The sequence below is a fragment of the Shewanella sp. ECSMB14102 genome, assembly GCF_000813075.1.
In the GTDB taxonomy this organism is placed as follows: Bacteria; Pseudomonadota; Gammaproteobacteria; order Enterobacterales; family Shewanellaceae; genus Shewanella; species Shewanella indica.
Window position 1 is genome coordinate 40,081 of record NZ_JWGX01000025.1, and the last position, 24,366, is coordinate 64,446.

Sequence of the window (24,366 nt, forward strand, 5' to 3'; positions counted from 1 at the left end):
ATTAATGTCCGACAGGAATATATCCGGCTTCACGGATAAATTCAGCGCCGTCTGGACCATAGATATAGTCAATAAACGCCTGGGTCAGCCCCTTAGGTTGTCCCTTGGTATTCATATACAGCTTACGCACTACAGGGTATTCGCCGGAAGCACAGGCTTCATTGGTGGGCAGCACATTATCCAATATCGGCGCTTTCACTGTCTGATCGATATAACCGACACTGCTGTAACCTATGGCACCGGGATCGCGGGCAATCGCAGTTTTCATCGCACCATTGGAAGGTACAACATTGGCCTGAGCCGAAACCGGCGACTTATTCAGCAACTTTTTAACAAATACCGAGCGGGTACCGCTGGCTTCGTCACGGGTGAAAATATTGATCTGCCGATCTTCACCACCCAGGCTCTTCCAGTTGGTTATTTTACCGGAATAGATATCCATCACCTGTTGCGAGCTCAGCTGTTGAATGGGGTTGGCCGGATTGACGATAACCGCAACGCCATCGATGGCAAATGGGAAAGAAAGCAGACCGTATTTCAGTTCACCCGGCTTCAGAGGGCGGCCGGTATTACCGATTTCAACCAGTCCCTTGGCAACTTGCTGCGCCCCCACACCACTGCCGCCACCGGCAATAGTAATGCGAATATCGTTATTGGCAGACATAATAGTTTTTGCCGCCTGCTTCATCACAGGGATATGCGCGGTACCACCGGCAATGTTCAAGGTACCGGACAAGTTTTCAAAGCGATCGAGCTCAGACGCCATGCCAACAGCAGGAACCGCCAGCACAGAGCATAATAACAACTTGATAAATCTGAATTTAAGTCGCATGTCATTTCCTTTGGAATGCACTTGAGCCGAAACAGTCAGCCCAAATAAATAGGTGTAGTTCGGTGCCGAGCCTCACGGCGCGCAATGATAACAATCACATCAAATCAACCTTTTGACTCAAATCACAAATAAACCCAACAAAAGTAACCGCCCCAACGACAGGAACCTATGACAGTCAGGACCAAACAACCGAAACCGAGCTCAGAATGATTTCCATACTGGCTCTGCAGCTCAATATGCCCTCCCTAGCCGAAACCACTCTGGCTGAGTTAAGCCGCTTGAACGACAGTTTTCTACCGCAATATGCGCACATATTGCGCCTCGGCGGTAACGGGCAACAGGCACTGGAAACCTATCTGGATTACCTGGGAAAGTACCCGCAAGACTTGCAGGTATGGTTAAAACTGGCGCAGTTCATGCGAGCAGTACAACAAAATGATGCCGCCATCACCGCATTTTCCAGAGTCCTGGAGCTCGACCCCAATAATCTCAGCGCCAAGCAGGGATTAGCCGAACTACAAACCCAGAAATAGAGATGGTGCAAGCAAGCCACTTGTATGTGGCTTACAGTCTGGGATGCAAGGCGTGGTTCGCAGCAAATGACTCAAGTCCTTTACAATAGACTCGCCTTCCCCTGGCCGCCGCATGCGGCCTTTCTTTTCCCCTTTCGCCACCGTTATAATGCCCCGGCAAATAAGCGCAGTTCCGGAGAACAAAACTTGAATCACAGCTATATTCCACTCGATCAGTATCGCCGTAAATGGATCTTCAACCATAAGGATCTGCCGGTCAGTGACCAGGATAAGACGGCTATATTGCCGCTGGATCAAAAGAGCGCCATGGAAGTGTGGAATCGCTGGATAAGCAACAAAAGCAGCTGCGCCGAAGACTTTACCAAGGGCGATTGGGCCAGCCGCAGCTCCACCTGGCACCAGACCGAATACTGGCAAAGCCATTGGGACAGCGAAGACAACAGCCTACCGGAACCCTTGGCCGATTTTATTGATTGGCCGGCAGATACCCCTGTGTATTTCTGCTATGAAAAGTATCAGGTGATCCAAACTCGCTGGGAAATCTTTGCCCGTAACTGGAAATGCTTTCTGTTTTTCGATGATGGCCCTTTGCTGATAAGTCCCAAACACAAGCAAGCCGTCTGGTTCAGTCAAGATGGCAACTTCAAAATGGGTCTGCGAGGCTAAGGAAGGTTTTTGGCAAACATTCAGTGAGCAAGAAGAACCTTGCCGGTTCAGCCACTCAGAACGACCAATACCAAGAGAACAAGATGAAAAAAATAATCTTAACCGCTCTATTACTTGGCTTATCGCTGTCTGCCACAGTGGATGCCCGCGAAATTGCCGGTGAAAATATTCCAGATACTCTAAACATTCAGGCGGCAACGCCGCTTAAGCTCAATGGTGCCGGGGTACGCAGCAAGTTCTTTATGGATCTCTACATAGGCAGTCTCTATCTGCCAATAAAAGCGACCACTACAGCCGAAGTATTGGCGCAGCCTCAGGCGGCGGTCAGCTTGAAAATAGTCTCGGGTCTTATCACCGCAGATAAGATGCGCTCGGCGATAACTGAAGGTTTCGATGACGCCACAGGCGGCAAAACCGAAGCTATACAAGCCGATATCGACCGATTTATGAGCCTGTTTCAGGAAGAGATCAAACAAGGCGACAGCTTCCTCCTGTATACCAGCCAGGAAAATGGTGTCAGTGCCTACAAGAACGGTGAGCTGCAAGACACTATCGCCGGAGAGAACTTTCGCCGCGCGCTGCTAAATATCTGGCTCGGTGACAAACCGGCGCAGAGCAGCCTGAAAAAAGCGATGCTGGCCGACTGAACTCCTCAGCCAGAAAATCGCTCAATCGAAAGGGAGAAGTTGCCCGCCACGGCGGGCAACTCAATCAAAAACGATAGCTAAGATGAACAGCGCCTGCCGGATAGTTATCCAACTCGCGCTTGATCTCAGGTTCACTCAACTCAAGTTCCGGGTTGATGAAGTAACCCACATAGGCGTTGAGATTGAATCCTTGTCCCAGCTGCCAACCCAAACGGGCGAAGCTGCTGACTTCGGTCAATTCCAGCGTTTGCTCATTTTCCCCCACCAAAATCCGCTCAGTGCGCTGGGAGGCTCCCAGCCCCAACTCCATATCCGGTGAGATCCGATAACTGAACTCTATCCCGGCAGGACCGGTAAAACCTGCCTGAAACGGGTTGCCCACCCGCCATCTATCACTGAGTTGCCAATCGATAAGCAGATAAGGAACCGTACGCACCTCACTGATATCATTAAGATATGCAATACCAAAACCCAACATATTACCCGAGTTGAACCTGTGAACAGCACCGGCTATCACACCATAACTTTCGGCATCCGAAGAGGAGACTTCATCACTGTAGGCATACTGTAACTGAGGCGTTAGCATCAAGCTCCAGTGTCTATTCAGCTTATATCTCAGGCTGATGGAAGCTGAATAACGCTGAGCAGAGTCAAACTGGCTGGCAGCAAAAATCCTATCGGCAACACTATTGTCAGGTAAAGCGGAAAAATCCCAGTCCAGTTTGTCATAACCCAGGCTGACACCCAGCCCCCAACGTTTATCCAGTTGCCAGTCAGCCCGCGCTCCCAGAAGATAACTGCGACGCCCCAGTTCCCCGCCACCATCAATATCCGAGTCGGCATTTTCAAAAGTGGCCAGACTCAGGCTATAGCGGGATGTCGAAGCCTCTGCGGCAAGCAACCCTGCACTGGCACTCAAAGTGCTCAGCAAGATAACTGTAGCCGTTTTGTTCATCTCATGTCCTTTTGCCGTTTAAATAAAAACTCAATTATAACCGTACGCTACCCCAACCTATGCGCTTTAAGAAACAATCCGGCCGTCTCAAGGCAATAATCCCTGTGCTGCGCCTCGAGTTGCCCCGTGTCCAGCCCCAACTCTTTTCTGAGCCGTAGCTCACCAAATAACATCAGGCTCAGCCTCACCGCTGCTTGGCGCTTATTGCCGAAGTGATAACCGCCATGACGCTCAACCTGAGTAAAGAAATCCACCAGCAACCCCAACATGTACTCGGGTCCGGCATCGAAATAAAGCTGCGCCGGTTCCGGATGAGTATCGACCTGGGAAACACAGGCGCGATAAACGGTAATAGCATCTTCACTGACGATCAGCTCGCCGAAATACTCGGCAAACACCGCCAGCGCCTGCTCCGGCCGGGCGGCGTCGGCCAACAGTTCTTCAGCAACCTGACGCACCACACATTTGGACTCGATAGCTGCCACAAACAGCTCATCCTTGCAGCCAAAATGAGCGTAAACAGTTTGTTTCGATACCCCGGCCCTCTTGGCCACTTCATCCATGCTGGTATGGGGAAACCCCTGGGCGCAGAAAAGTTCGATAGCGGCCTCCAGTATCTGAGCCCGCTTCTGCTCGCTACGAGTTAATTGCTGATTATTCATAACCTTATGACTTACACCTTGTTCGGCAACGTCTTGGAAGGCATTAGAACATAAAATAGACTAGACAGTCCAGTTCAGCCAAATTAGACTAGCAAGTCCAGTTTAACTTATTGCTAACAATCGGTAATCAGCACAGGGAGACGTCATTGCAACAGCGCATCAAGGAAGTTAAAAAACCAAATGCTTCAGGGCTAAAAATCAAATTTACCCACCTCCAAGGCCAGGGTCGCGCCGCGCTGTTGGTTGCCCTTACCTTGATGTTATGCCTGTCAGCCTGCCAACCACAGCCCGTTGAGCAAAGTGAAACCAAACCTGCAGTGGTCAGCAGTGCCGCTCTTGTACTCAAGCCAAGTTACACCAAGCTGCAGCAATTCAGTGGCAGCGTGCGCGCCGGCAATACCACAGGCATAGGTTTCGAGCTCGCCGGTAAGTTGCAAAAAATCCTGGTAGATACCGGCGATAGAGTCGAGCGAGGACAATTGCTGGCACGGCTGGATACCAGCTTGCTGGAAGCAGAGCAGACCGAATTACAGGCGGCACTGGATCAGAATAATGCCGATATCAAACTGGCCCGGGCAACGTTGAAACGCTCACTGGAACTCAGTGCCAAACAATACCTTTCCGAGCAGCAACTCGATGAGCTCAAAGGCAAGCTGGCCAGTCTGGAAGCCGGGCACGCTAGGCTGAAAGCCTCACTGAAAGCCAATGAACTTAAACGGCAAAAATCGCTTCTCATCGCCCCCTTCGCCGGGGTGATAGCCGCCAGAGAGCATAATCTCGGTGAAGTCATTGCCCTGGGCAGCCCGGTCTTTACCCTGGTGCAAAGCAACAATCTGCAAGCACTGATAGGGGTGCCGCTGAATATTGCCGAGCAGTTGCAACCTGGTGTAATTCTCAAGCTCAGAGTCGCCGAACACTATTACCAAGCCAAGTTAAAAGGGATCAGCGGCCAAATAAATCCCGTCACCCGCACAGTACAACTCAGGTTTAGTATCGACTCTGCCTCTGAAACCACACCTATCAATGGCGAACTGGCTTATTTGCAGTACCGCCGTGAAGTTCTCCGTGAAGGCTACTGGGTCCCGGTGTCGGCGCTCACCGACGGTATTCGTGGTCTGTGGAATCTGTATGTGCTCAAGCAAGATACCGATGGGTTTAAACTGCAGCGCCGTGATGTGGAAATTCTCTATACCGAAGGCGACAACGCCTTTATCAGCGGCGCCATCAGCCCGGGAGAGCAGTTTGTCACCACGGGCCTGCATAAGCTGGTTGCCGGGCAAAGAGTCGCGCCAAGCGCCGCATTGGCGGTTAGAGGTGGACAATGAACCCTCTTATTAAGGCCTTTGTCGAGAATGGCCGCCTCGCCAGTCTATTGATAGCCCTGTTGCTGGTTGCCGGGCTAGGTGCCATATCTAGCCTGCCACGCACCGAAGACCCCCATATCACCAACCGCTTTGCCTCTGTGATCACCAGCTATCCGGGCGCTTCCGCCGAACGGGTCGAGGCACTGGTGACTGAAGTACTGGAAAATGAGCTGAGACGACTGGAAGAGCTCAAGCTTGTCCAGTCCACCTCAAGACCCGGGGTCTCGGTGATTCAACTCGAGCTCAAAGATAACGTCACAGTAACCGAGCCGGTCTGGTCCAGAGCCAGAGATCTGCTGGCCGATAGCGGCAGCCGCTTGCCGGCAAGTGTCAATCCACCGGTACTCGACGATCAGCTGGGTTACGCCTACACCGCCATCATAGGCCTGGGATGGCACGGCGGCGGTGAAGCGCGTCCCGACATTCTCAGCCGTTACGCCAAAGAGTTGCAAAACAAACTACGGCTCTTGAGCGGCACAGACTTTGTCAAACTCTATGGCGCGCCGACGGAGGAAATTCTGGTCACGCTGGATGGCGAACGTATCAATCGGCTCGGGCTGACACCGGGAGCCGTAGCCGACATTCTCAATCGCGCCGATACCAAGGTGTCGGCCGGTGAAATTAACAACCAGAGCTTCCGGGCATTGGTAGAGGTTTCCGGCGAGCTCGACTCGCTGGAGCGAATCCGTCAGGTGCCGCTGAAAACCGACCGTTTCGGGCAACTGATCCGCCTTGGCGATATCGCAACAATCAACCGCCAGCCCAAAGATCCGTGGGATAATCTGGCGCTGCTTGACGGTGAGCCCGGTATTATGGTGGCCGCCCGCATGCTCAACAACACCCGGGTGGATATCTGGAGTGAACAAGTGCGCCGGATCACAGCCGAGTTGGAACAAAGTTTTCCCGCCAATATCCGCATGCAATGGCTGTTTGAGCAGGAAGGTTACACCAACGAGCGCCTGCAAGAACTGCTGTTCAATCTGCTGCAGGGGTTTGTGCTCATTCTCCTGGTGCTGCTGGTGACTGTCGGCATGCGCAATGCGCTTATCGTCGCCTTGTCACTGCCACTGACGGCACTATTTACCCTGGCCTGCATGAAGTTTACCGGCCTGCCCATTCATCAGATGTCAGTCACCGGCTTGGTGGTGGCACTGGGGATCATGGTGGATAACGCCATTGTGATTGTCGATGCCATTGCCCAGCGCCGCCGCGAGGGCATGAGTAAGCTGCAGGCGGTCAACACCACCATCAGGCACCTGTGGCTGCCGCTTGCCGGCTCCACCATCACCACCATGCTGGCATTCGCGCCGATAGTGCTGATGCCTGGCGCCGCCGGCGAGTTTGTCAGTGGTATCGCTATTTCAGTGATCTTTGCCCTGCTCGGCTCCTACCTCATCTCCCACACCCTGATAGCCGGTCTCGCCGGGCGTTTCAGCCGCGCCAAGGACGACAATCGCTGGTATCACCACGGGGTAAACCTGCCAAGGTTGGCCAGAGCCTATAGTCAGACTCTGCAACTGGCGCTCAACTACCCGAAAACTGCCGCGCTGCTGATTGGTATCTTGCCACTGACAGGCTTTGTGGCCTCCGGGCAGATGACAGAGCAGTTTTTCCCGCCATCGGATAGAAACATGTTCCAGCTGGAGCTCTATCTTTCGCCCCATGCCAGCCTGGCGAGGACAGAGCAGAGAGTCAAACAACTCGATAGAGAGCTGCGCAGCACTGACGGCATAGAAAGCGTCAATTGGGTCATAGGCGGGAACGTGCCATCCTTTTACTACAACCTGACTCAAAAACAGCAGGGCGCCAGCCAATACGCCCAGGCAATGATAACAACCCGCGACTTTCGCACCGCTAACCGCTTAATTCCCGAGTTGCAACAGCAGCTGGATAGAGACTATCCGGATGCGCAGATCCTGGTGCGTAAACTGGAGCAGGGTCCGCCCTTCAACGCCCCTGTGGAGCTAAGGCTCTATGGCCCCAACCTCGACCGCCTGGCCGAGCTTGGAGATGAGGTGCGGCGACTGCTGGCAGAGACCCGGGATGTGATCCACACCCGGGCGACCCTGAGCCCGGGGGCGCCCAAGGTGTGGCTGCAGCTCGATGAAGATGCCAGCCTGATGGCCGGCCTGAGTTTGAGTGAGATCGCCTCACAGATCCAGATGTCCACCACAGGCATCACAGGTGGCAGTTTGCTGGAGCAAACCGAATCGCTACCGGTGAGGGTCAAGCTCGGTGCCGGTGTCGGCGAACAGCAATCCAGGCTGTCACAAATAAGCCTGCTGTCGCCCAATGGTGAGTCGATTCCGCTTTCGGCCGTGAGTCAAAGCCATGTCAATGCCAGTCGCGGCGCCATTCCTCACTATAATGGCCAGCGGGTTAATATACTCGAAGCCTATATCGCCTCAGGAGTGTTGCCGCAAAAAGTACTGGAGCGGATTAAACCCAAGCTTGCCGAGCTCAATCTGCCCGCCTCCTACCGGATAGAGATAGGCGGTGAGAGTGCCAAACGCGATGAAGCCGTGGGTAATCTACTCTCCAATATCGTCTTGGTAATCACCTTATTGCTGAGCGTCTTAGTGCTCTCCTTTAACTCTTTCAGACTCACAGGGATCATTCTGCTCAGCGCCCTGCAATCGGCAGGGCTCGGATTGCTGGCGGTCTGGGCTCTGGGTTATCCCTTTGGCTTTACCGTGATAATAGGTCTGCTGGGCTTGATGGGCCTGGCCATCAATGCCGCGATAGTGATCCTGGCGGAGCTCGAGTCCGAGCCTATGGCGCGCCTGGGCAACACAGACGTGATTCTTGCAGGGGTCATGCGCTGCAGTCGCCATATCGCTTCGACTACAATCACCACAGTGGGCGGCTTTCTGCCGCTGATCCTGGCCGGCGGTGGTTTTTGGCCGCCCTTTGCCATCGCCATTGCCGGGGGCACAGCGCTGACCACCCTCTTGTCTCTGGTTTGGGTACCTGTGGTCTACTCCCTGTGGTTGAAGCCGCAGCCCGAGTGTTCCCGCAACTTGCCGTTGAAAAATGAATATTAACCCCAAAAGACAAGCGCGGGCCGGATCGTCGTCGCTATTGATGTTGCGCGTATCGCCCTAGTATCAACCCGCTTGCGCCTCAAACTATTCGGCAGCGCTTTGTTCGAGCCTCTCCCAAGTCTCTGCAGACAGGAATGTATGTTGCCCCATGAGTAATACTCGTACTTCTTGGGAATCTTCTTTTATTAATCAGATAGTTACAACCACTTATTTCCATCATCTGATTTACCCACTTTATGGTTTAATCAACAGCGCAAACAAAGTTGCAAGCGTCATGTAACACATTTTGCGAATGTAATATAAAAAACAAAAAGTTATCCTTGCGGCGTCGCTATAATAAAGCATCTTCTAAAATAAAAGGTCGGGTCCATAGTTAGATTCAGGTCAAAACTTGTTTAACCTGAATGAGATAAAGTTCAACAAACCGGTCAAACAGGAATAACGATAATGAATTACCGCAACTGGCCTATCGCCAAACAGATCGGCACACTGGCTTTTGTGCTGACAATTTTGGTGTTTGGCGTTCTGAGTAGCATCTCCTACCTGACAGCCTCATCTACCCTGAAAGAGAAAGCGATAACCGCCATGGAGCAACAGGTCCATGGAGTCGATGATCTGCTGGCATTGCAATACGAGAGCTTGCTATCTCTGGCTCATCGCAATGCCGATGTATTCAGGGCCATGTATCCGGGCCAATTCCATAAACCGGAAAACAAGACGGTTAGAGTTCTTGGAATGGATACCCCTGCATTGATGCATGAAAAGGAACAGCTCAACTCTTCCCGCAGTAAAGTTGACCGATATGCCAACCTCACCGGCGGTAATGCCACAGTATTCGTTCGTGACGGCGATGACTTCCTTCGTATAGCAACCTCACTGAAAAAGGCCGATGGCAGCCGCGCGCTGGGGACTTATCTAGGCACAAAACACCCGGGCTATCAAAAACTTATTCAGGGTCAGGACTATGAGGGCTATGCCAAGCTGTTCGGCCGCGACTATATGACAGTTTACCGTCCGGTCAAAGACGTTCAGGGCTCGGTGATAGGTATTCTCTACATAGGTTTCGACATTAGCGATTCCCTGGTTCAGCTGCAGCAATCGGTCAAACAGCTTCGCCTGGAGGAAAGTGGCACCTATCTGCTGCTGCGCCGCGCCGACAAAGTGGTAGTGGCTCATCCAAGTTTACCTCAGGGTCAAACCATCACAGAGGCCGATCTGGACGGCATGCCACTTGATGAACTAATGAACAGTGAGGGAGTTAAAAGCTACCTCAATGGCAAAGGCGTGGAGATGATTGCCTACAGTGCCACAATCCCCGGCTGGAACTGGGAGCTTATTGGTCAGGTTAAGGCCGCCGAGCTGAATGAAGAGAGCCAAACTCTGCTGCTGATCAATGCCATGGTCGCCGTGGTTGGCATTTTGGTTATCACTATTTTGCTCTCTGTCGTACTGGTACGCACCGTCAGGCCGTTACAAACTCTGCAACGTCATATGGAAAACCTGGGCAAAGGCGATTTCAGCCAAGCACTGCCAAAACTCGACAGCCGCAGCGAAAACGAAGTGGTGCGGATAAGCAACAGCGTCACCGAAATGACCATGGGGCTCAAGCAACTGCTTCAGGCGCTGCAAGGCTCGGTACAGACGTTGGAATACCAGGCAGAACAAGCCCAGGAAGTCGCCCGTCTCAACGGCGATGAAGCCCAGGCTCTGATGGCTCAAACCGATCAAATCGCAACCGCTATCGAGGAGATGTCCACCTCGATACGCGATGTCGCCAATCACGCCGGAGAAAGCGCCAACCAGAGCCAACAGGTGGACGAAGCCTCCCGCGCAGGTCACCAGCAACTGACTCAGGTAGTACAGGGACTGGAAACTCTCAGCATACAACTGAGTGAAAGCCATATTGCGGTCGAAGGTGTCGCCAAAGAAAGTGAAGCTATTAACACCATTACAGAAGTTATCAATGGTATCGCCGAACAAACCAACCTGCTGGCACTGAATGCCGCCATCGAAGCCGCCCGAGCCGGTGAACAAGGACGCGGTTTTGCTGTGGTGGCCGATGAGGTGCGCACCCTTGCAAGCCGCACCCAGGCGTCGATTTCGGAAATCGGTCAGACCATCACTTCGCTGCAAGCCAAGGTCAAAGATACGGCTATGCGCATGGATCAGAGCCATCAGTTGGGTAATCGCTCCGCCGAGCAGGGAGAGGAAGCCAACAATCAGTTAACTGCCATTGCCCAGCGAATTGCCGATCTGGCCGTATCTGTCAGCAGTATTGCCAGCGCTACCGAACAACAAAGTGCTGTAGCCGAGGAAGTGACCCGCAACCTGCATCAGATAACCGATCTGGCCCGTGAAGGCGATATCCGTGCCACAGAAACAGTCACCTCAGCCAAAGAGCTGACAGAGTTGGCCGCCGCACTGAAAAAACAGATAAGTGTCTTCAAAGTCTGAGAAATGAGGAAGTCTCGGCAAAAGTAAAGGCTGAGAAATGACATGGAAAACACTTGATGCCATAACCCGCCCAAATAGAGAACCCAGCTAAGCTGGGTTCTCTTGTGTTATAGCAAGGGTTACTGCAACTTCAGTTGCAGTAACCCAGATAAGCGGTCAATCCTTTGCAATGATTATCCAATAATTATCGACTCGTATTCTCAGGGCGTTAACCGAAGAACAAACGCCAAAGCCAAGAGGCGTCCAAATCTTCCTTGCATTGATTGTACTGGGCAGCATAACGACGGGAGCGATTGTCCACCTTATCGGCCACCCGCACCAGCCAGGCCTTGCTGCGGTAACTGCCACGTTTGTAGCCGCCCCAGCCTTCGTGATAATTGAGATACTGGTTACGGGCGTCCCACTTGGACACGCCATTGATCTTATGGCTCTTGTAGATAAACCAGCCCATAAAATCCATTGCATCATCAAAATCGCTGCGACTGGCCCAGCTGTTGCCGGTCTCACGCACATAATCGTCCCAGGTCATGGTCTTGGCCTGGGCATAACCATAAGCGTCACTGGCGCGCCCGATGGGAATGATCCACAAGAAATATTCCATAGGTGGCGCCGCATTATGCTTGAAGGAGCTCTCCTGATACATCATAGCCAAGGGCACATGCACGGGAACGCCCCACTTTTCGCGGGCATCCTTGGCGGCGTTGTACCAAGATCTGTGCTCTTTGAAGATGGCGCAGATATTATCGGGATCTTTGGGAGGCGAAGTGGCGCAGCCGCCCAAAAACAGGGAAGCGGCAATCATAAGCGCCGGGGCAAATTTGGATAACAACTGTTGCTTCACGAGAAATCTCACGGCTTTCAAAGGCCAGGCCTTTGCTTGAACTTGAGCTCAAGTGTCGCCCGAGTCAAACATCAAATGCAACCTGAGCCTCTGAAAAAGTGAGCTTTATTGTGTCTTAGGCAGTTCACATTCATGAACTTCCTGTTGCCAAACCACAGGCTCCCAGTAGTCGGTATCTTTGCCGGTATAGCGCCTGTCGGTATTGAACTTGGCCGCCAGGTGATAACGTTGCCCGGCTTCCACCTGCAACTTAAGTTCCTTGGGTGTGCGGGCCGACAGCCGTACCTTGAGCTCAGGTGAATCTATCAGCTCAGAGACGGTAAAACTGTGTTCACCCGGTGGTAACTGATAGTTGGGTTTAGAGATCACAGGTTGGCCATCAAGATGGGTGACCACCAGGCGATAAAACTGCTGCTCCCGATCCGGCTCCAGATAACCTGAAACCGTACCACATTCGCGCCCGGGCTCAGGAGCACTGGCGCAGGCCGACAGCAACACTGCTGCGGCCGAGATTAACAACAAAGACTTCACTGACTGACTGCTTCCTTGGCTGGTTCATCGGCAAAATACTGAACCAGAAAATCATCAAAACTCAAACCTTCTGCGGCTTCCAACTGCAACTGACTCTCGATTGAGGCCTGGGCTTCAGCTTCAAAAGAAGCCAGCGCCGCGGCACTCAGCGGATAATTCAGCAGCTGCTGCTGATATTCTTTTGCCAATGCCATCACCCAGGCGCCGTGATCCAGCCCCTTGTCCGCCAGGGTCTTCATCACCTGCCCAGACAGGGTTTCATTCGGGTCGATAACGGCTTGATGCCACTTGGCCAGCGCCTGCTGATATTGGTCGTCATCTTTTCCATCGAGCAGCTCGGCCAATTGCTGCAACTCGGCAAACAGAGCCAGCATCCACTGCTCGCGCGCCACAGGCACGCCATTTTGATTCAGCATCAAACCAGGTTTACGCCCTTCCAGCACCACGGCCTTAAGATTGGCGCCTATCTCTTGCTCACCGGCGGCGTCTGTGGTCGCCGAAGGACTCAACAAACAGTAGAGCAGGAACAGATCCAGAAAACGCACCTGAGAGGCTTCAATACCGATAGCACTGAAGGGGTTTACATCCAGCGCCCGCACTTCGATATATTCCACCCCGGCTCTTGCCAACGCCTCGGAGGGTTTTTCACCGCTACGGGTCACCCGCTTGGCGCGAATGGGGGCATAGAACTCATTTTCTATCTGCAACACATTGGCGTTGAGCTGGCGATATTCGCCGTCGACTTTCACCCCTATGTTGGCAAAGTTGTCCGAAGGCATCTTGATAGCGGCACGGATCCCCTGAAGGTAATCCGCCAGCGAGTTATAGCTGATACTGAGCCGCTCCTGTTCCTTGTTGGTGTAACCCAAATCACTCATTCTCAGTGAGGTGGCCCAGGGTAGATACAGGGTGCCAAGGCCCATTTTTTCAAAATCCAGCTCTGTCTGCTGCTCTTTGATGAAAGAGTGGCACAACGCCGGCGAAGCACCAAACAGATAAGGCAGCACCCACACCAAACGACGATAGTTGCGGATAAGGCCGAAGTAACGTTCCGAGATAAAATCACAACGGGAAACCGACTTATCACTCTGGGCATAGAGCAGATCCCAAAGCTCATCAGAAACCGAGAAGTTAAAGTGCACCCCTGAGATGATCTGCATCAAGGCGCCGTATCTGTAGGTCAGCCCCTTGCGATAGAGGGTCTTCATCCGCCCAGCATTGGAACTGCCATATTGGGCAATGGGAATATCCTTCTCGTCGCCCACATAGCAAGGCATGCTCACGGGCCAAAGCTGTTGTCCCTTAAGCTGATTGAGAGTAAAAGCATGGGTTTCGGTGAGGCCGGTGAGCAGCTCATCTATGCTGTGGGTGACCGGCGTAATGAACTCGAGCAACGCCTCACTGTAATCGGTTGTGATCCGCGAGTGAGTCAGGGCCGAGCCCAGAGTTTTGGGGTGACCATCCATAGCCAGGTGCCCGCTGGCATCAATTCTCAAGGCTTCTCGCTCAATCCCACGGCGCATATCCTTAAGTGCGGCGCGACCTTCGGCTCCTTTGAGCATTGCGACAGATTCGGTAAATGACTTCAAATTCTTGTTCTCTGCTTGGGCGGCCTAAGCCTTTATCTGGCCAATAGACCCGGGCATACCTGCTCCGCTTTCATCTTTTGGTATTCAGCACCAAAAGGCACAGGACTGCTCTGTGTGACGGTTGCCCAAAAATAAAGCCTAAGCGGCCTTTCAGGCAAGTGTAATTTAAAAGACACAGGCGGTGATGCCCTTTCAAGCATCACCGCCTTGCGTAGTGGCAAGCGAGTCGTAACCCGCTGCGGTTAAGATCAATATGGGGTCAAAGTGGCCGTTTTACAAGGGCAGATTGATCACTGAATAACCCATTGCCTTAATCCCGGGCTCAATAAGATTTTTATCCCCGACCACCAATATCTGCATGCTGGCAGGATCCAACCATTCTTTGGCCAATTCATTGAGGCTGCCCAGCGTGGCATCATTGATAATCTCATCCTGACGGGCGGTAAAATCATCGCTCAGACCGTACTTCTGGATCATACGGATAAAGCCGGCCTTTTGATAAGGCGTTTCATAATCCAAAGCCTTACCCTGAGAGATGGAGGCCCGCATAAAGTTAAGCTCTTGTGTCGTCATCCCCTTATCATGATAAGCCTTGAGCTCCTTGATAAACTCGGCCAGCGCCTTGTCGGTGACATCACTGCGAACGCTGGCACCCGCTTTGAAGTAGCCCTGCTCAATCCCACCACTGAAGAAGCTGCGGGCACCATAGGTGTAGCCCTTGTCTTCCCTGAGGTTAAGGTTGATACGGCTGTTGAAGGCGCCGCCTAAAGGATAGTTCATCAAGTAAGCCTTGAAGAAGTCGCCCGTGGCATCGTAAGGCAGGGCGCGCTTGCCTATGCTGATAACCGACTGGGCCGCTCCCGGCTTATCGATAAGGAATACCACTCCGGGTTTGCTCTCGGGCAGCTCACTCAAGGCCGGCAAAGACACCGCCTGACCGCCCCAAGACTCTAATCCCTTGAGCTTGCCGATTAACTGCTCGCGTGGCAGGTCGGTTACCGCCACCAGTTGAGCGTTACCGGCGCGATACTGCTCCTTATAGAAAGCCTTGATATCATCGAGCGTCAGCTGGCTGACACTCTCAAGCGTGCCGTTATCATTGACACCGAGACTGGTCTGGCTGCCAAACAGCAACTTGCTGAATCCCTCTTCGGCCAGATAGTTGGGATCCGATGCCAGATGTTGCAGGCTCTGCAACTGTTGCTGTTTTACCCGCTCGAAATCGGCTTCCTTGAAGCCTGGCTCAAACAGCCTTTCTTCGACTATCGCCAGGGTCTTATCCAGGTTTTCGGTCAAAGCCGAGATCCGGATGCTGCTTTGATAGCCGCTACTGTCAAACATCACGGAAGATCCCAGCAACTCCAGCGCCTGGGCCAGTTCTTCACTGCTGCGTTTAGCGCTGGACTCATTAAGCATGGCCGCGGTCAAACCGGCGAGCCCGGCCTTTTCCACCGGCACCAGTCTGTGACCGCCGTTGAGATAGATAACCAGCTCGGTAGTAGGCGTTTCATGGCTTTCGGTGCCCATGACACTGATACCGTTGTTCAGCTGGGCAGACCAAAGCTTGGGCACCTGCATGGAGGGCGCCTTGCCAGCAGCGGGTATCTTACTGCGATCGAAACTGCTGTTGGCACTTACGGCCTGCTGCAACCCGGCAACGGCTTCGGCGGCAACCCTTGGCTCAGGCGGGGTGAAATTATCGGCCTTGGCCACCAGCGCCTTGGCACCCATGGGCACCACACTCATCACCACACTGGGCTTATCCTTGATATAGCGCTTAAATACCCGCATCACATCTTCTTTGGTCACTGCATCATAACGGGCTAAATCTTTGGCTATCTGATTGGGATCACCGGCGAATGTCTGGTTATAGGCCAGGTTGGACACCTTACCCGAGACACTCTGCAGCGAGAAGATACTGTCGGCGCGGAACTGCACCTTGACCTTCTGCAGATCTTCATCTGTGACGCCCCGCTGTTCAAATTCGGCGATCGATTCGCGGATCTTGGCCTCTATCGGCGCCAGTGCTCCGCCCTTGGCCGGATTGGCCAAGGCGTAGATGGACATTTGACAGGCAAGCTCCTGGCAAGGATGACTGACCCCGGCCTGCACCGCATAACCATCTTTCACCAGATTCTTGTAAACCAGCGAGGTCTTGCCGCCACCGAGAATATTGGCCAGCAGATCCAGCGCAGCCTCATCCTGGTGACGGGCATAAACGGTTGGGAAAGCCATGCGGATGAGTGGCAGATGGACCTTATCTTCCATCGAGATATAGCGGCTCTTGTCCAGCGTTACCAAAGGCTTGGCATCGGCTGCGACTTCAGGCCCTTTGGGAATATCGCCAAAGTACTTGCTGACCCAGGCCAATGTTTGCGTGGTATCTATATCGCCGCCTATGGTCAGAGTGGCATTGTTGGGGCCATACCAGCGCTGAAAAAAGTGTCTTACATCATCAGGCGTGGCGCGGTCGAGATCCTCGGGCCAACCGATAACAGGCCAGGAATAAGGATGACCGGCGGGATAAAACGCCTGATTGAAACGTTCATTCATCCGCCCATAAGGACGGTTATCGATACGCTGGGCCCGTTCGTTTTTCACGGTTTCCCGCTGCACTTCAAATTTCTTGTCGGTCAGGGCCGGAAGCAGGTAACCCATGCGATCCGACTCCAGCCAAAGCATTTTTTCCAATTGATTACTGGGAACAGTTTCGAAATAGTTGGTGCGATCTGTGTTGGTGGTGCCATTCAAGGTGCCGCCGGCCTCGGTGACTATCTTGAAATGCTGTTCATCGGCCACATTCGCAGAGCCCTGGAACATCATATGTTCAAACAGATGGGCAAAACCACTGCGTCCGGCCTGCTCTCTGGCCGAGCCCACATGATAGGTGACATCCACATGCACCAGAGGATCAGAATTGTCCTGATGCAGTATCACGGTCAGGCCGTTGGCCAAGCGATACTTGCTGTAAGGGATACCGACTTCACCGGCCTTTGGGGTGACCGACTCGACTAGAGTCACTCCTGCCGGCAGTTGTACCGAGGAAACCTCAGTCAATCCTGTGTCGGTTTGCACTGAGCAACCCGCCAATGCGGCCGAAATTGCCGCTGCCAATAACCATTTCTTCAAAATGTTACTCCTTCAACCAGAAACCAAACTCAAAAAACTCATTGCAGCCACTCTAAAGCCAACAACACAATTATCAAATAGCGCAGGCCCTTGCCTGTCAAAATCATCAGAGTGGATTTTGTAAGAGGAAGTTTCATCCAACCTGCTAAAAGGCACAGAATATCGCCAATAAGCGGCACCCAGGAAAGTAACAAGGCCCAATAACCGTAGCGCTTCAGCAACGCCAGCGCCTGCTTGTGGCGACCGCTGTCGAGTTGCTCAGGCGTGACCGCCTTGCGCCCCAAGAGCCCAAGTAGATAGCTGCTCAAGGCCCCCAAGGTGTTGCCTATAGTGGCGCTAAGCAGCAGCGGCCATGCCATCTCCGGCTGCTTGTCCAGCAAAGCCAGCAACAAGACTTCCGAGCCTCCTGGCAGCAATGTCGCCGCCAAAAAAGCGCCGCTGAACATCAGCCAGAGTTCCCACATAAGATACCTTCCTGCATACTGCTTGAATCAAAGGCCCGTCCAGGCGGACTTTAAAGATAAATGGATAAAGACTGATTTTTTAGTGCTGAAAGATATAAGAAAATGGCGCCCTTGCCCAGCTAAGTCTCAAGCATTCCAGCATAACATCGCCATAAAACAGTAACAGCTAGCGGGCAAAACCCGCCCGAAGAGGGACAAAGAAAGGAGTCTTAAATGCAGGAGCTGAACTTTATTCAATCTGTTCAGGAGCGGGATATTGATTTGATGTTGCTGGAGGAATTCCACACCTCAACGGCCTTCTGCAATTGGTTGGCTTCCCGTGTGTATGAATTCCCCCACGCCGTAGAGTTTGTCGGCGCCTGGCATTCTGTCATTCACAATCAATACGGCGAGTCGGATCTCGTGCTGATTTTCAACGCCAATGACGGCTCCCATCAAGCCATTCTTATCGAAAACAAGATAGATGCAACGCCACAACAGCAACAAGGATTAAGGTATCGCTATCGCGGCGAACATGGGATAGAACAGGGCCATTGGGTTGATTTTCGCACTTGTCTCTTGGCTCCACAAAAGTACCTGACATCCAACAATGAGCCCTATGATAAAACCATCGCCTATGAGGAAATCATGGCATACTTTGTCGCCCAAGGGGTATGGTACCGAGCACGGCTTATGGCCGAGAGCATCAGCAAGCAAAGACGCGGATACCTGCCCAGCATTAGCCCCGAAGTCACAGAGTTTGCCAGGTGTTATCTTGAGTTTGCGAAAATACATCACCCGGAGTTGAACCCGGAAACCCCCAAAAACCGCGCCGCCGGACATTCTTGGCTGCATTTCTATCCGCTGCTGCCCAATAAACAAATCCGCATCGTTCATCAATTGGCCGGAAGCCTGGTCAAAATCATGTTTCTGGGCGCGGCCGAGCAGCTTGATATGCTCACGCAAGCCTTCGGTGCATTTGCAAGCACTGGACTCGTGATCAAACGTTCCGGCAAATCTGTGGTGATGGAACTAGCTACGCCCCCCATTGACCCTTTCAAAGACAAATTCGAAGATGTCCTGCCGCAAGTAGAGCGAGCCATTGCCCAAGCCAAGAAACTGAGACAGATGTTAATTCAGGTGCTGGCAGATAAAGGCATTGCAGCGAGCAATATTCAAGCATCTGACTGGTACTCCGGGAGTATCCCAGTCTATGATTAAGCCATATCTCTTTGAATAGTGAGCAATCATGGCCCGTCTCTTGTTTCTGCCTATTATCCTTTCCCTATTTTGGATAGCGTTTTTACACTTCAATAAAGTCCCTTTGGCGCAGGGGAAACGCGGTTTTATTTGGATAATTGGCGTCAGCGGCGCCTTGATTGCCCTACTGTCATTAGCCATCTGGCTGACGGCCTAAGCTTTTGATATGAGCCCTTAAAATAAGTGCTTGAACTGACCCAGAGAGTACCAAAACCCGTTCGTTGCGGATTGTTCTCCAGCGAGCCTTAAAACAGATAACCGGCGCGGCACACTGGCTACGCCGGTTATCTTTCAACGTCATTGAACTCAGGGATTCAGCGAGCAAAACGCTCAGTTCCCCAATACCGCCAGCAGAATACCGGCAGCGACCGCACTGCCCAGCACTCCGGCCACATTGGGGCCCATGGCGTGCATCAACAGGAAGTTTTGCTGATTGGCCTCTAGCCCAACCTTATTCACCACCCTGGCGGCCATGGGAACGGCCGAGACCCCGGCGGCACCGATCAAGGGGTTAACCTTACCACCACTGAGTTTGCACATAAGCTTGGCCATCAAGACCCCGGCAGCGGTGCCAATGCTGAAAGCCACTGCCCCGAGCAGCAAGATCCCCAGTGTCTCGACCCGAAGAAACTGCTCGGCCGAGAGCTTGGAACCCACCGCCAACCCGAGGAAAATGGTGACTATATTGATAAGTTCGTTCTGCGCCGTGTTGGAAAGTCTATCCACCACCCCGGACTCACGCATCAGATTTCCTAAGCAGAACATGCCCACCAGGGGGGTCGCCGTCGGCAAAAACAGTATGGTCATTCCCAGCACCATAAGGGGGAAGATGATCTTCTCCTTCTTGCTGACTTCCCGCAGCTGTTCCATCTTGATCTGCCGCTCGGCTTCCGTGGTCAAGGCCCGCATGATGGGAGGCTGAATGAGCGGCACCAAAGCCATGTAGGAGTATGCCGCCACCGCAATGGCTCCCAGCAAATCAGGCGCCAGTTTGGAGGCGAGAAAAATGGCCGTGGGGCCATCGGCGCCGCCAATGATGGCGATGGCACCGGCATCCTGCATACTGAACTCAAACCCGGGCACCAGGTTCAGGGCTATCGCACCAATCAGGGTGGCGAAGATCCCGAACTGAGCAGCAGCTCCCAACAGCAGCATCTTGGGGTTGGCTATCAGGGCACCGAAGTCTGTCATGGCGCCGACCCCCATAAAGATCAGCAGCGGAAAAACCCCGGTATCTATGCCCACATGATAAACATAGTAGAGCAGCCCATTTTCCTCGGTAAAACCTGCGTTGGGGATATTGGCCAAAATGGCGCCGAAACCGATGGGAAGCAGCAGCAATGGCTCAAACTTGCGCACTATTGCCAGATACAACAGCAAGGCGCCGACCAACATCATCAATGCCTGCGGCCAGGTAAAGTGCGCTATTCCCGTCTCGGACCAAAAAGCGAGTAAACCATCCATCATAGCTCCTTAGGCCAGTGCCAACAGCTTGGTACCGACGCTGACGGCATCGCCTTCCTTGACCAGGATGCGGCTGACAACACCATCGGCCTGAGCCCGGATCTCAGTTTCCATCTTCATCGCTTCGAGGATGATAACGACATCACCGGCGCGAACGCTGTCTCCGGCAGCCACCTGTACCTTGAAGATATTGCCGGAAAGCGGCGCGCTCATCTCCAGTTCCGGGCCAGAGGCAACAGCAGGAGCCTGCACAGGAGCAGCCTGCGGCTCTGCCACCGGCAAAGGCGCTACCTGACTGATATCACCGCCCTCACTGACCTGCACCACAAAGCGCTGGCCTTGAACGTCCACGGTATAAACCTCCGGCTGACGCCCACCGGTGGCAGCCTTGGTTTGAGTTGTTTGTAACAGAGGAGCTTCCAATTCTGGCTTAGGTTCAAATGCCGCTGGATTGCCACGGTTCTTAATAAACTGCAGGCCGATTTGCGGGAACAGCGCATAAGTCAGCACATCATCGTCGCGCTCTTCACTAAGGCTCAAACCTTGCGCCAACGCTTTTTCGGCCAGTTCGGCCCGCAGATGTTCAAGCTCGGGCGCGAGCAGATCGGCCGGGCGGCAACTCACAGGCTCCGCCCCCTGCAACACCCGCTGTTGCAATTCACTGTTGACCTTGGCCGGGGTGGCGCCATATTCGCCCTTGAGTACTCCTTCCGTCTCCTTGGTCAGCGACTTATAGCGCTCACCCATCAGCACATTGATTACCGCTTGAGTACCGACAATCTGAGAGGTGGGGGTCACCAGCGGAATAAAACCCAGATCTTCCCGCACTCTTGGGATCTCCTCGAGCACTAGATCCAGCTTGTCCTCGGCGCCCTGCTCTCTGAGCTGGTTTTCCATATTGGTCAGCATGCCACCCGGCACCTGAGCCCGCAGAATGCGTGAGTCTATACCCTTGAGTGCCCCTTCGAAACGGGCATATTTTTTTCTGACCTCACGGAAATAGGCGGCAATCTCCTCCAGCAGCGCCAAGTCATAGCCTGTTGCCCTATCGGTGTCTTCGACCATGGCAACCAAGGTTTCGGTGGCACTGTGACCATAGGTTTGACTCATGGAAGAAATGGCAGTATCCAGCACATCGACCCCGGCCTCTATCGCCTTTTGATAGGTTGCGGTTGATAACCCTGTGGTGGCATGGCACTGCATGGTGATCAAGAGATCGGTTTCCGACTTCAAGCGGCTTATTAGCTCAAAGGCCTCCATAGGCTTGAGCAAACCGGCCATGTCCTTGATACAGAGTGAATGGCAGCCCATGTCTTCCAGCTGCTTGGCCATCGTCAGCCAGGTTTGCTGTGTATGTACGGGGCTTGTGGTATAAGAAATTGTGCCCTGGGCATGGGCACCAACATCAATCACGGCTTTCAGCGCCGCTTGCAAGTTGCGCACATCATTCATGGCATCGAACACCCGGAATACATCGACCCCGCTCTCATGGGCGCGCTCCACAAACCGGGTCACCAAGTCGTCACTGTAATGGCGATAACCCAGCAAGTTCTGGCCCCTCAATAACATCTGCTGCGGGGTGTTGGGCATGGCCTGTTTCAGCGCCCGGATCCGCTCCCAGGGATCTTCACCCAGATAACGGATACAGGCATCAAAGGTTGCACCGCCCCAGGATTCCAGGGACCAGAAGCCGACACTGTCCAACTTGGCGGCGATTGGCAACATATCGTCGATACGCATTCTGGTTGCCAATAATGATTGGTGAGCATCCCGCAGGACAACGTCGGTTAATGCTAAAGCTTTACTCATCTTTCTTATCCATCAGATTACGGCAGTTAAGCCTGTTTGCGGTATTGGTGAATGGCACAGCTAATAGCTGCCAACTGTTGCGGCGTGGGCGCACCGGCCTGGGGCGCGACTGTGAATTGCACCCCTCCCATGCCCTGAGTTTGTGACTGACTCTGTTCCAAATTGGGTTTGGGGGCCAAATAGCGTGCTGATACTCTGATCCCCAAAATCAGCAGCCCCAAGAACAGATAAACCAGCCCCATACCAAGCAGCATAATCCCCACAGCTTCCAAGAGTTGCTCAGAAAGCGACATTATATCTTCCTCATTTTGTTAACAGATTGGCAGACCTTTTCCTGTCTATGATTTGCTTGGGGCGATAACGCTCACTCCCCCAGGAGCTAACACCAATAATAAATATGCGAAAAAATATGATTTTCTGTCATTAGATGTTTTAGCCTAGCAGGCCAGCCTCTGCCAGACTATGTGACTTAGGTCAAAAACGATAACCAATCTATAACAAACAACCCCTACCCATGTAAATTGGTCATACCAAAATAAATCAATAAAACTTCAAAGAGGATGATGATTCATAAATATTCATCTTGAGTTTTTAAGGAAAAGACAATAACACGATCAATATGAAGTAAAGCTGACATAGAGAATGTCTGTAAGACCAGTGAGCTTCAACATAGAGGCATTATGAATATAAATGGGGAGCCGTTAATTTTATCCGGGTAAGTTCGCTTCCCGCGGTGAAGTTGTCCGTGATGGATTCCCTAAAAATCAATCAGCCCAGTTAGCAGCCGCAGCCTGAAGCAACAGCGAAATGGTAAGCAAAGCAGGTGTAAGGCCCAGAGGAGGACTTTATCGCAAGGCTCAAATGAACCTGTATCTCCGCGGGCAAGTTTTCGGATAAAACACCACAGGAAAGTAATTACAAACGGGTAAGAGTCAGATAGCAAAACGCCCCGCGATTGCGGGGCGTCTTACTTCTTTGCTATTTGGTGCGCATGGAAGGAGTCGAACCTCCGACCGCCTGGTTCGTAGCCAGGTACTCTATCCAGCTGAGCTACATGCGCTTAATCCGGAACTCAGAAAGCTTGGCTCTCAGAGTATAGTAAAGAATGGCGGAGAAGGAGGGATTCGAACCCTCGATGGGAGATAAAGCCCATACTCCCTTAGCAGGGGAGCGCCTTCGGCCACTCGGCCACCTCTCCGCGTAAATTGGTGCGCATGGAAGGAGTCGAACCTCCGACCGCCTGGTTCGTAGCCAGGTACTCTATCCAGCTGAGCTACATGCGCTTAATCCGGAACTCAGAAAGCTTGGCTCTCAGAGTATAGTAAAGAATGGCGGAGAAGGAGGGATTCGAACCCTCGATGGGAGATAAAGCCCATACTCCCTTAGCAGGGGAGCGCCTTCGGCCACTCGGCCACCTCTCCGCGTAAATTGGTGCGCATGGAAGGAGTCGAACCTCCGACCGCCTGGTTCGTAGCCAGGTACTCTATCCAGCTGAGCTACATGCGCTTAATCCGGAACTCAGAAAGCTTGGCTCTCAGAGTATAGTAAAGAATGGCGGAGAAGGAGGGATTCGAACCCTCGATGGGAGATAAAGCCCATACTCCCTTAGCAGGGGAGCGCCTTCGGCCACTCGGCCACCTCTCCGCGTAAATTGGTGCGCATGGAAGGAGTCGAACCTCCGACCGCCTGGTTCGTAGCCAGGTACTCTATCCAGCTGAGCTACATGCGCTTGATCATCTTGAAAAACTAAAGCAGAAGTGGCGCGCATGGAAGGAGTCGAACCTCCGACCGCCTGGTTCGTAGCCAGGTACTCTATCCAGCTGAGCTACATGCGCGAATTGTATTCTTTACTGCTAAAACGAAAAATGGCGCGCATGGAAGGAGTCGAACCTCCGACCGCCTGGTTCGTAGCCAGGTACTCTATCCAGCTGAGCTACATGCGCGTATTTCACGTTAAGAAATGGCGGAGAAGGAGGGATTCGAACCCTCGATGGGAGATAAAGCCCATACTCCCTTAGCAGGGGAGCGCCTTCGGCCACTCGGCCACCTCTCCGCGTAAATTGGTGCGCATGGAAGGAGTCGAACCTCCGACCGCCTGGTTCGTAGCCAGGTACTCTATCCAGCTGAGCTACATGCGCTTAAA

Annotated in this window: 19 protein-coding genes and 11 tRNA genes; 8 read left to right on the forward strand and 22 right to left on the reverse strand. The window is 52.9% G+C overall.

From position 1 onward, the window contains the following. Window position 1: 1 nt before the first annotated feature. A complete protein-coding gene (locus tag RC73_RS09260; RefSeq protein ID WP_039034381.1) occupies window positions 2-832 on the reverse strand; it encodes a phosphate ABC transporter substrate-binding protein in 831 nt (276 codons plus the stop codon). A 206-nt stretch (window positions 833-1,038) separates the two neighbouring features. Between RC73_RS09260 and RC73_RS09265 the strand changes: the two genes are divergently transcribed. The 3 genes from RC73_RS09265 to RC73_RS09275 all read left to right on the forward strand — a co-directional run bounded on the left by RC73_RS09265 (window position 1,039) and on the right by RC73_RS09275 (window position 2,678). Then, window positions 1,039-1,365 (forward strand): tetratricopeptide repeat protein, encoded by a 327-nt coding sequence (locus tag RC73_RS09265; protein WP_039034382.1) that lies wholly within the window; start codon window positions 1,039-1,041, stop codon window positions 1,363-1,365. Between the two features lie 186 nt (window positions 1,366-1,551). Beyond that, window positions 1,552-2,031: a DUF2947 domain-containing protein gene (locus tag RC73_RS09270; RefSeq protein WP_039034416.1), complete on the forward strand. Its 480-nt coding sequence runs from the start codon at window positions 1,552-1,554 to the stop codon at window positions 2,029-2,031. An 83-nt stretch (window positions 2,032-2,114) separates the two neighbouring features. Beyond that, complete coding sequence (locus RC73_RS09275; protein ID WP_039034417.1) at window positions 2,115-2,678, forward strand: chalcone isomerase family protein; 564 nt, start codon at window positions 2,115-2,117, stop codon at window positions 2,676-2,678. A gap of 64 nt (window positions 2,679-2,742) precedes the next feature. Here RC73_RS09275 and RC73_RS09280 read toward each other — a convergent pair whose 3' ends face one another. Together RC73_RS09280 and RC73_RS09285 are read right to left on the reverse strand one after the other, a co-directional pair. Continuing rightward, window positions 2,743-3,633: a DUF6268 family outer membrane beta-barrel protein gene (locus RC73_RS09280; protein ID WP_039034383.1), complete on the reverse strand. Its 891-nt coding sequence runs from the start codon at window positions 3,631-3,633 to the stop codon at window positions 2,743-2,745. Window positions 3,634-3,680: 47 nt separating this feature from the next. Then, window positions 3,681-4,295 carry a TetR/AcrR family transcriptional regulator gene (locus RC73_RS09285; RefSeq protein WP_039034384.1) on the reverse strand — a complete coding sequence of 205 codons (615 nt, stop codon included), beginning with the start codon at window positions 4,293-4,295 and terminating at the stop codon, window positions 3,681-3,683. A 257-nt stretch (window positions 4,296-4,552) separates the two neighbouring features. On the opposite strand from RC73_RS09285, the gene RC73_RS09290 reads away from it, so the two are divergent. The 3 genes from RC73_RS09290 (at window position 4,553) to RC73_RS09300 (ending at window position 11,157) form a co-directional block, all read left to right on the forward strand. Further along, window positions 4,553-5,620: an efflux RND transporter periplasmic adaptor subunit gene (locus RC73_RS09290; protein ID WP_052248115.1), complete on the forward strand. Its 1,068-nt coding sequence runs from the start codon at window positions 4,553-4,555 to the stop codon at window positions 5,618-5,620. Beyond that, window positions 5,617-8,703 carry an efflux RND transporter permease subunit gene (locus RC73_RS09295; RefSeq protein WP_039034385.1) on the forward strand — a complete coding sequence of 1,029 codons (3,087 nt, stop codon included), beginning with the start codon at window positions 5,617-5,619 and terminating at the stop codon, window positions 8,701-8,703. Before RC73_RS09290 ends, RC73_RS09295 begins: the two co-directional genes overlap by 4 nt. 447 nt (window positions 8,704-9,150) lie before the next feature. Continuing rightward, on the forward strand, window positions 9,151-11,157 hold the full coding sequence (locus RC73_RS09300) for a methyl-accepting chemotaxis protein (protein WP_039034386.1): 2,007 nt from the start codon (window positions 9,151-9,153) through the stop codon (window positions 11,155-11,157). Window positions 11,158-11,365: 208 nt separating this feature from the next. On the opposite strand, the gene RC73_RS09305 is transcribed toward RC73_RS09300, so the two are convergent. The 5 genes from RC73_RS09305 to RC73_RS09325 all read right to left on the reverse strand — a co-directional run bounded on the left by RC73_RS09305 (window position 11,366) and on the right by RC73_RS09325 (window position 17,711). Then, the gene (locus RC73_RS09305; RefSeq protein WP_039034419.1) at window positions 11,366-11,959 is read right to left on the reverse strand and encodes a transglycosylase SLT domain-containing protein; all 594 of its coding nucleotides are present in this window, start codon (window positions 11,957-11,959) and stop codon (window positions 11,366-11,368) included. A gap of 144 nt (window positions 11,960-12,103) precedes the next feature. Then, on the reverse strand, window positions 12,104-12,529 hold the full coding sequence (locus RC73_RS09310) for a hypothetical protein (protein WP_039034387.1): 426 nt from the start codon (window positions 12,527-12,529) through the stop codon (window positions 12,104-12,106). Next, on the reverse strand, window positions 12,526-14,091 hold the full coding sequence (gene gshA / locus RC73_RS09315) for a glutamate--cysteine ligase (protein WP_082014288.1): 1,566 nt from the start codon (window positions 14,089-14,091) through the stop codon (window positions 12,526-12,528). The genes RC73_RS09310 and gshA overlap by 4 nt, the downstream gene beginning before the upstream one ends. 300 nt (window positions 14,092-14,391) lie before the next feature. Continuing rightward, the gene (locus tag RC73_RS09320) at window positions 14,392-17,247 is read right to left on the reverse strand and encodes a M16 family metallopeptidase (RefSeq protein WP_039034389.1); all 2,856 of its coding nucleotides are present in this window, start codon (window positions 17,245-17,247) and stop codon (window positions 14,392-14,394) included. A gap of 38 nt (window positions 17,248-17,285) precedes the next feature. Then, window positions 17,286-17,711 carry a YqaA family protein gene (locus RC73_RS09325; protein WP_039034390.1) on the reverse strand — a complete coding sequence of 142 codons (426 nt, stop codon included), beginning with the start codon at window positions 17,709-17,711 and terminating at the stop codon, window positions 17,286-17,288. A 213-nt stretch (window positions 17,712-17,924) separates the two neighbouring features. Between RC73_RS09325 and RC73_RS09330 the strand changes: the two genes are divergently transcribed. Continuing rightward, on the forward strand, window positions 17,925-18,911 hold the full coding sequence (locus RC73_RS09330; RefSeq protein WP_200887993.1) for a hypothetical protein: 987 nt from the start codon (window positions 17,925-17,927) through the stop codon (window positions 18,909-18,911). A 28-nt stretch (window positions 18,912-18,939) separates the two neighbouring features. Next, window positions 18,940-19,107, forward strand: a complete 168-nt coding sequence (locus RC73_RS20955) for a hypothetical protein (protein WP_039034391.1) — start codon at window positions 18,940-18,942, stop codon at window positions 19,105-19,107. 173 nt (window positions 19,108-19,280) lie between these two features. Here the strand turns inward: RC73_RS20955 and RC73_RS09340 are convergent, their stop codons facing one another. The 14 genes from RC73_RS09340 to RC73_RS09405 form a co-directional block, all read right to left on the reverse strand. Next, window positions 19,281-20,414, reverse strand: coding sequence for a sodium ion-translocating decarboxylase subunit beta (locus RC73_RS09340; protein ID WP_039034392.1), 1,134 nt, complete (start codon window positions 20,412-20,414; stop codon window positions 19,281-19,283). Window positions 20,415-20,423: 9 nt separating this feature from the next. After that, a complete protein-coding gene (gene oadA / locus RC73_RS09345; RefSeq protein ID WP_039034393.1) occupies window positions 20,424-22,223 on the reverse strand; it encodes a sodium-extruding oxaloacetate decarboxylase subunit alpha in 1,800 nt (599 codons plus the stop codon). A 26-nt stretch (window positions 22,224-22,249) separates the two neighbouring features. Next, a complete protein-coding gene (locus tag RC73_RS09350) occupies window positions 22,250-22,516 on the reverse strand; it encodes an OadG family transporter subunit (protein WP_039034394.1) in 267 nt (88 codons plus the stop codon). Window positions 22,517-23,206: 690 nt separating this feature from the next. Continuing rightward, window positions 23,207-23,283 (reverse strand) — tRNA-Arg (locus tag RC73_RS09355). Between the two features lie 46 nt (window positions 23,284-23,329). Further along, window positions 23,330-23,421: transfer RNA gene (locus RC73_RS09360), tRNA-Ser, on the reverse strand. 8 nt (window positions 23,422-23,429) lie between these two features. Then, window positions 23,430-23,506, reverse strand: a tRNA-Arg gene (locus RC73_RS09365). Window positions 23,507-23,552: 46 nt separating this feature from the next. Further along, a tRNA-Ser gene (locus RC73_RS09370) sits at window positions 23,553-23,644 on the reverse strand. An 8-nt stretch (window positions 23,645-23,652) separates the two neighbouring features. After that, a tRNA-Arg gene (locus RC73_RS09375) sits at window positions 23,653-23,729 on the reverse strand. A 46-nt stretch (window positions 23,730-23,775) separates the two neighbouring features. Next, a tRNA-Ser gene (locus RC73_RS09380) sits at window positions 23,776-23,867 on the reverse strand. 8 nt (window positions 23,868-23,875) lie between these two features. After that, window positions 23,876-23,952 (reverse strand) — tRNA-Arg (locus RC73_RS09385). 29 nt (window positions 23,953-23,981) lie between these two features. Beyond that, a tRNA-Arg gene (locus RC73_RS09390) sits at window positions 23,982-24,058 on the reverse strand. 31 nt (window positions 24,059-24,089) lie between these two features. After that, window positions 24,090-24,166 (reverse strand) — tRNA-Arg (locus RC73_RS09395). Between the two features lie 18 nt (window positions 24,167-24,184). Continuing rightward, window positions 24,185-24,276: transfer RNA gene (locus RC73_RS09400), tRNA-Ser, on the reverse strand. Between the two features lie 8 nt (window positions 24,277-24,284). After that, window positions 24,285-24,361: transfer RNA gene (locus tag RC73_RS09405), tRNA-Arg, on the reverse strand. Between the last annotated feature and the right edge of the window lie 5 nt (window positions 24,362-24,366).

Excerpts from the sequence above, each read along its gene's own strand:
- oadA (WP_039034393.1), bottom strand. The coding sequence starts at position 22,223 with ATGAGTAAAGCTTTAGCATTAACCGACGTTGTCCTGCGGGATGCTCAC.
- gshA (WP_082014288.1), bottom strand. The coding sequence starts at position 14,091 with ATGCTCAAAGGAGCCGAAGGTCGCGCCGCACTTAAGGATATGCGCCGT.
- RC73_RS09265 (WP_039034382.1), top strand. The coding sequence starts at position 1,039 with ATGATTTCCATACTGGCTCTGCAGCTCAATATGCCCTCCCTAGCCGAA.
- RC73_RS09305 (WP_039034419.1), bottom strand. The coding sequence starts at position 11,959 with ATGATTGCCGCTTCCCTGTTTTTGGGCGGCTGCGCCACTTCGCCTCCC.
- RC73_RS09260 (WP_039034381.1), bottom strand. The coding sequence starts at position 832 with ATGCGACTTAAATTCAGATTTATCAAGTTGTTATTATGCTCTGTGCTG.
- RC73_RS09330 (WP_200887993.1), top strand. The coding sequence starts at position 17,925 with ATGCAGGAGCTGAACTTTATTCAATCTGTTCAGGAGCGGGATATTGAT.
- RC73_RS09350 (WP_039034394.1), bottom strand. The coding sequence starts at position 22,516 with ATGTCGCTTTCTGAGCAACTCTTGGAAGCTGTGGGGATTATGCTGCTT.
- RC73_RS09295 (WP_039034385.1), top strand. The coding sequence starts at position 5,617 with ATGAACCCTCTTATTAAGGCCTTTGTCGAGAATGGCCGCCTCGCCAGT.
- RC73_RS09280 (WP_039034383.1), bottom strand. The coding sequence starts at position 3,633 with ATGAACAAAACGGCTACAGTTATCTTGCTGAGCACTTTGAGTGCCAGT.
- RC73_RS20955 (WP_039034391.1), top strand. The coding sequence starts at position 18,940 with ATGGCCCGTCTCTTGTTTCTGCCTATTATCCTTTCCCTATTTTGGATA.
- RC73_RS09325 (WP_039034390.1), bottom strand. The coding sequence starts at position 17,711 with ATGTGGGAACTCTGGCTGATGTTCAGCGGCGCTTTTTTGGCGGCGACA.
- RC73_RS09290 (WP_052248115.1), top strand. The coding sequence starts at position 4,553 with ATGTTATGCCTGTCAGCCTGCCAACCACAGCCCGTTGAGCAAAGTGAA.
- RC73_RS09300 (WP_039034386.1), top strand. The coding sequence starts at position 9,151 with ATGAATTACCGCAACTGGCCTATCGCCAAACAGATCGGCACACTGGCT.
- RC73_RS09275 (WP_039034417.1), top strand. The coding sequence starts at position 2,115 with ATGAAAAAAATAATCTTAACCGCTCTATTACTTGGCTTATCGCTGTCT.
- RC73_RS09285 (WP_039034384.1), bottom strand. The coding sequence starts at position 4,295 with ATGAATAATCAGCAATTAACTCGTAGCGAGCAGAAGCGGGCTCAGATA.
- RC73_RS09340 (WP_039034392.1), bottom strand. The coding sequence starts at position 20,414 with ATGGATGGTTTACTCGCTTTTTGGTCCGAGACGGGAATAGCGCACTTT.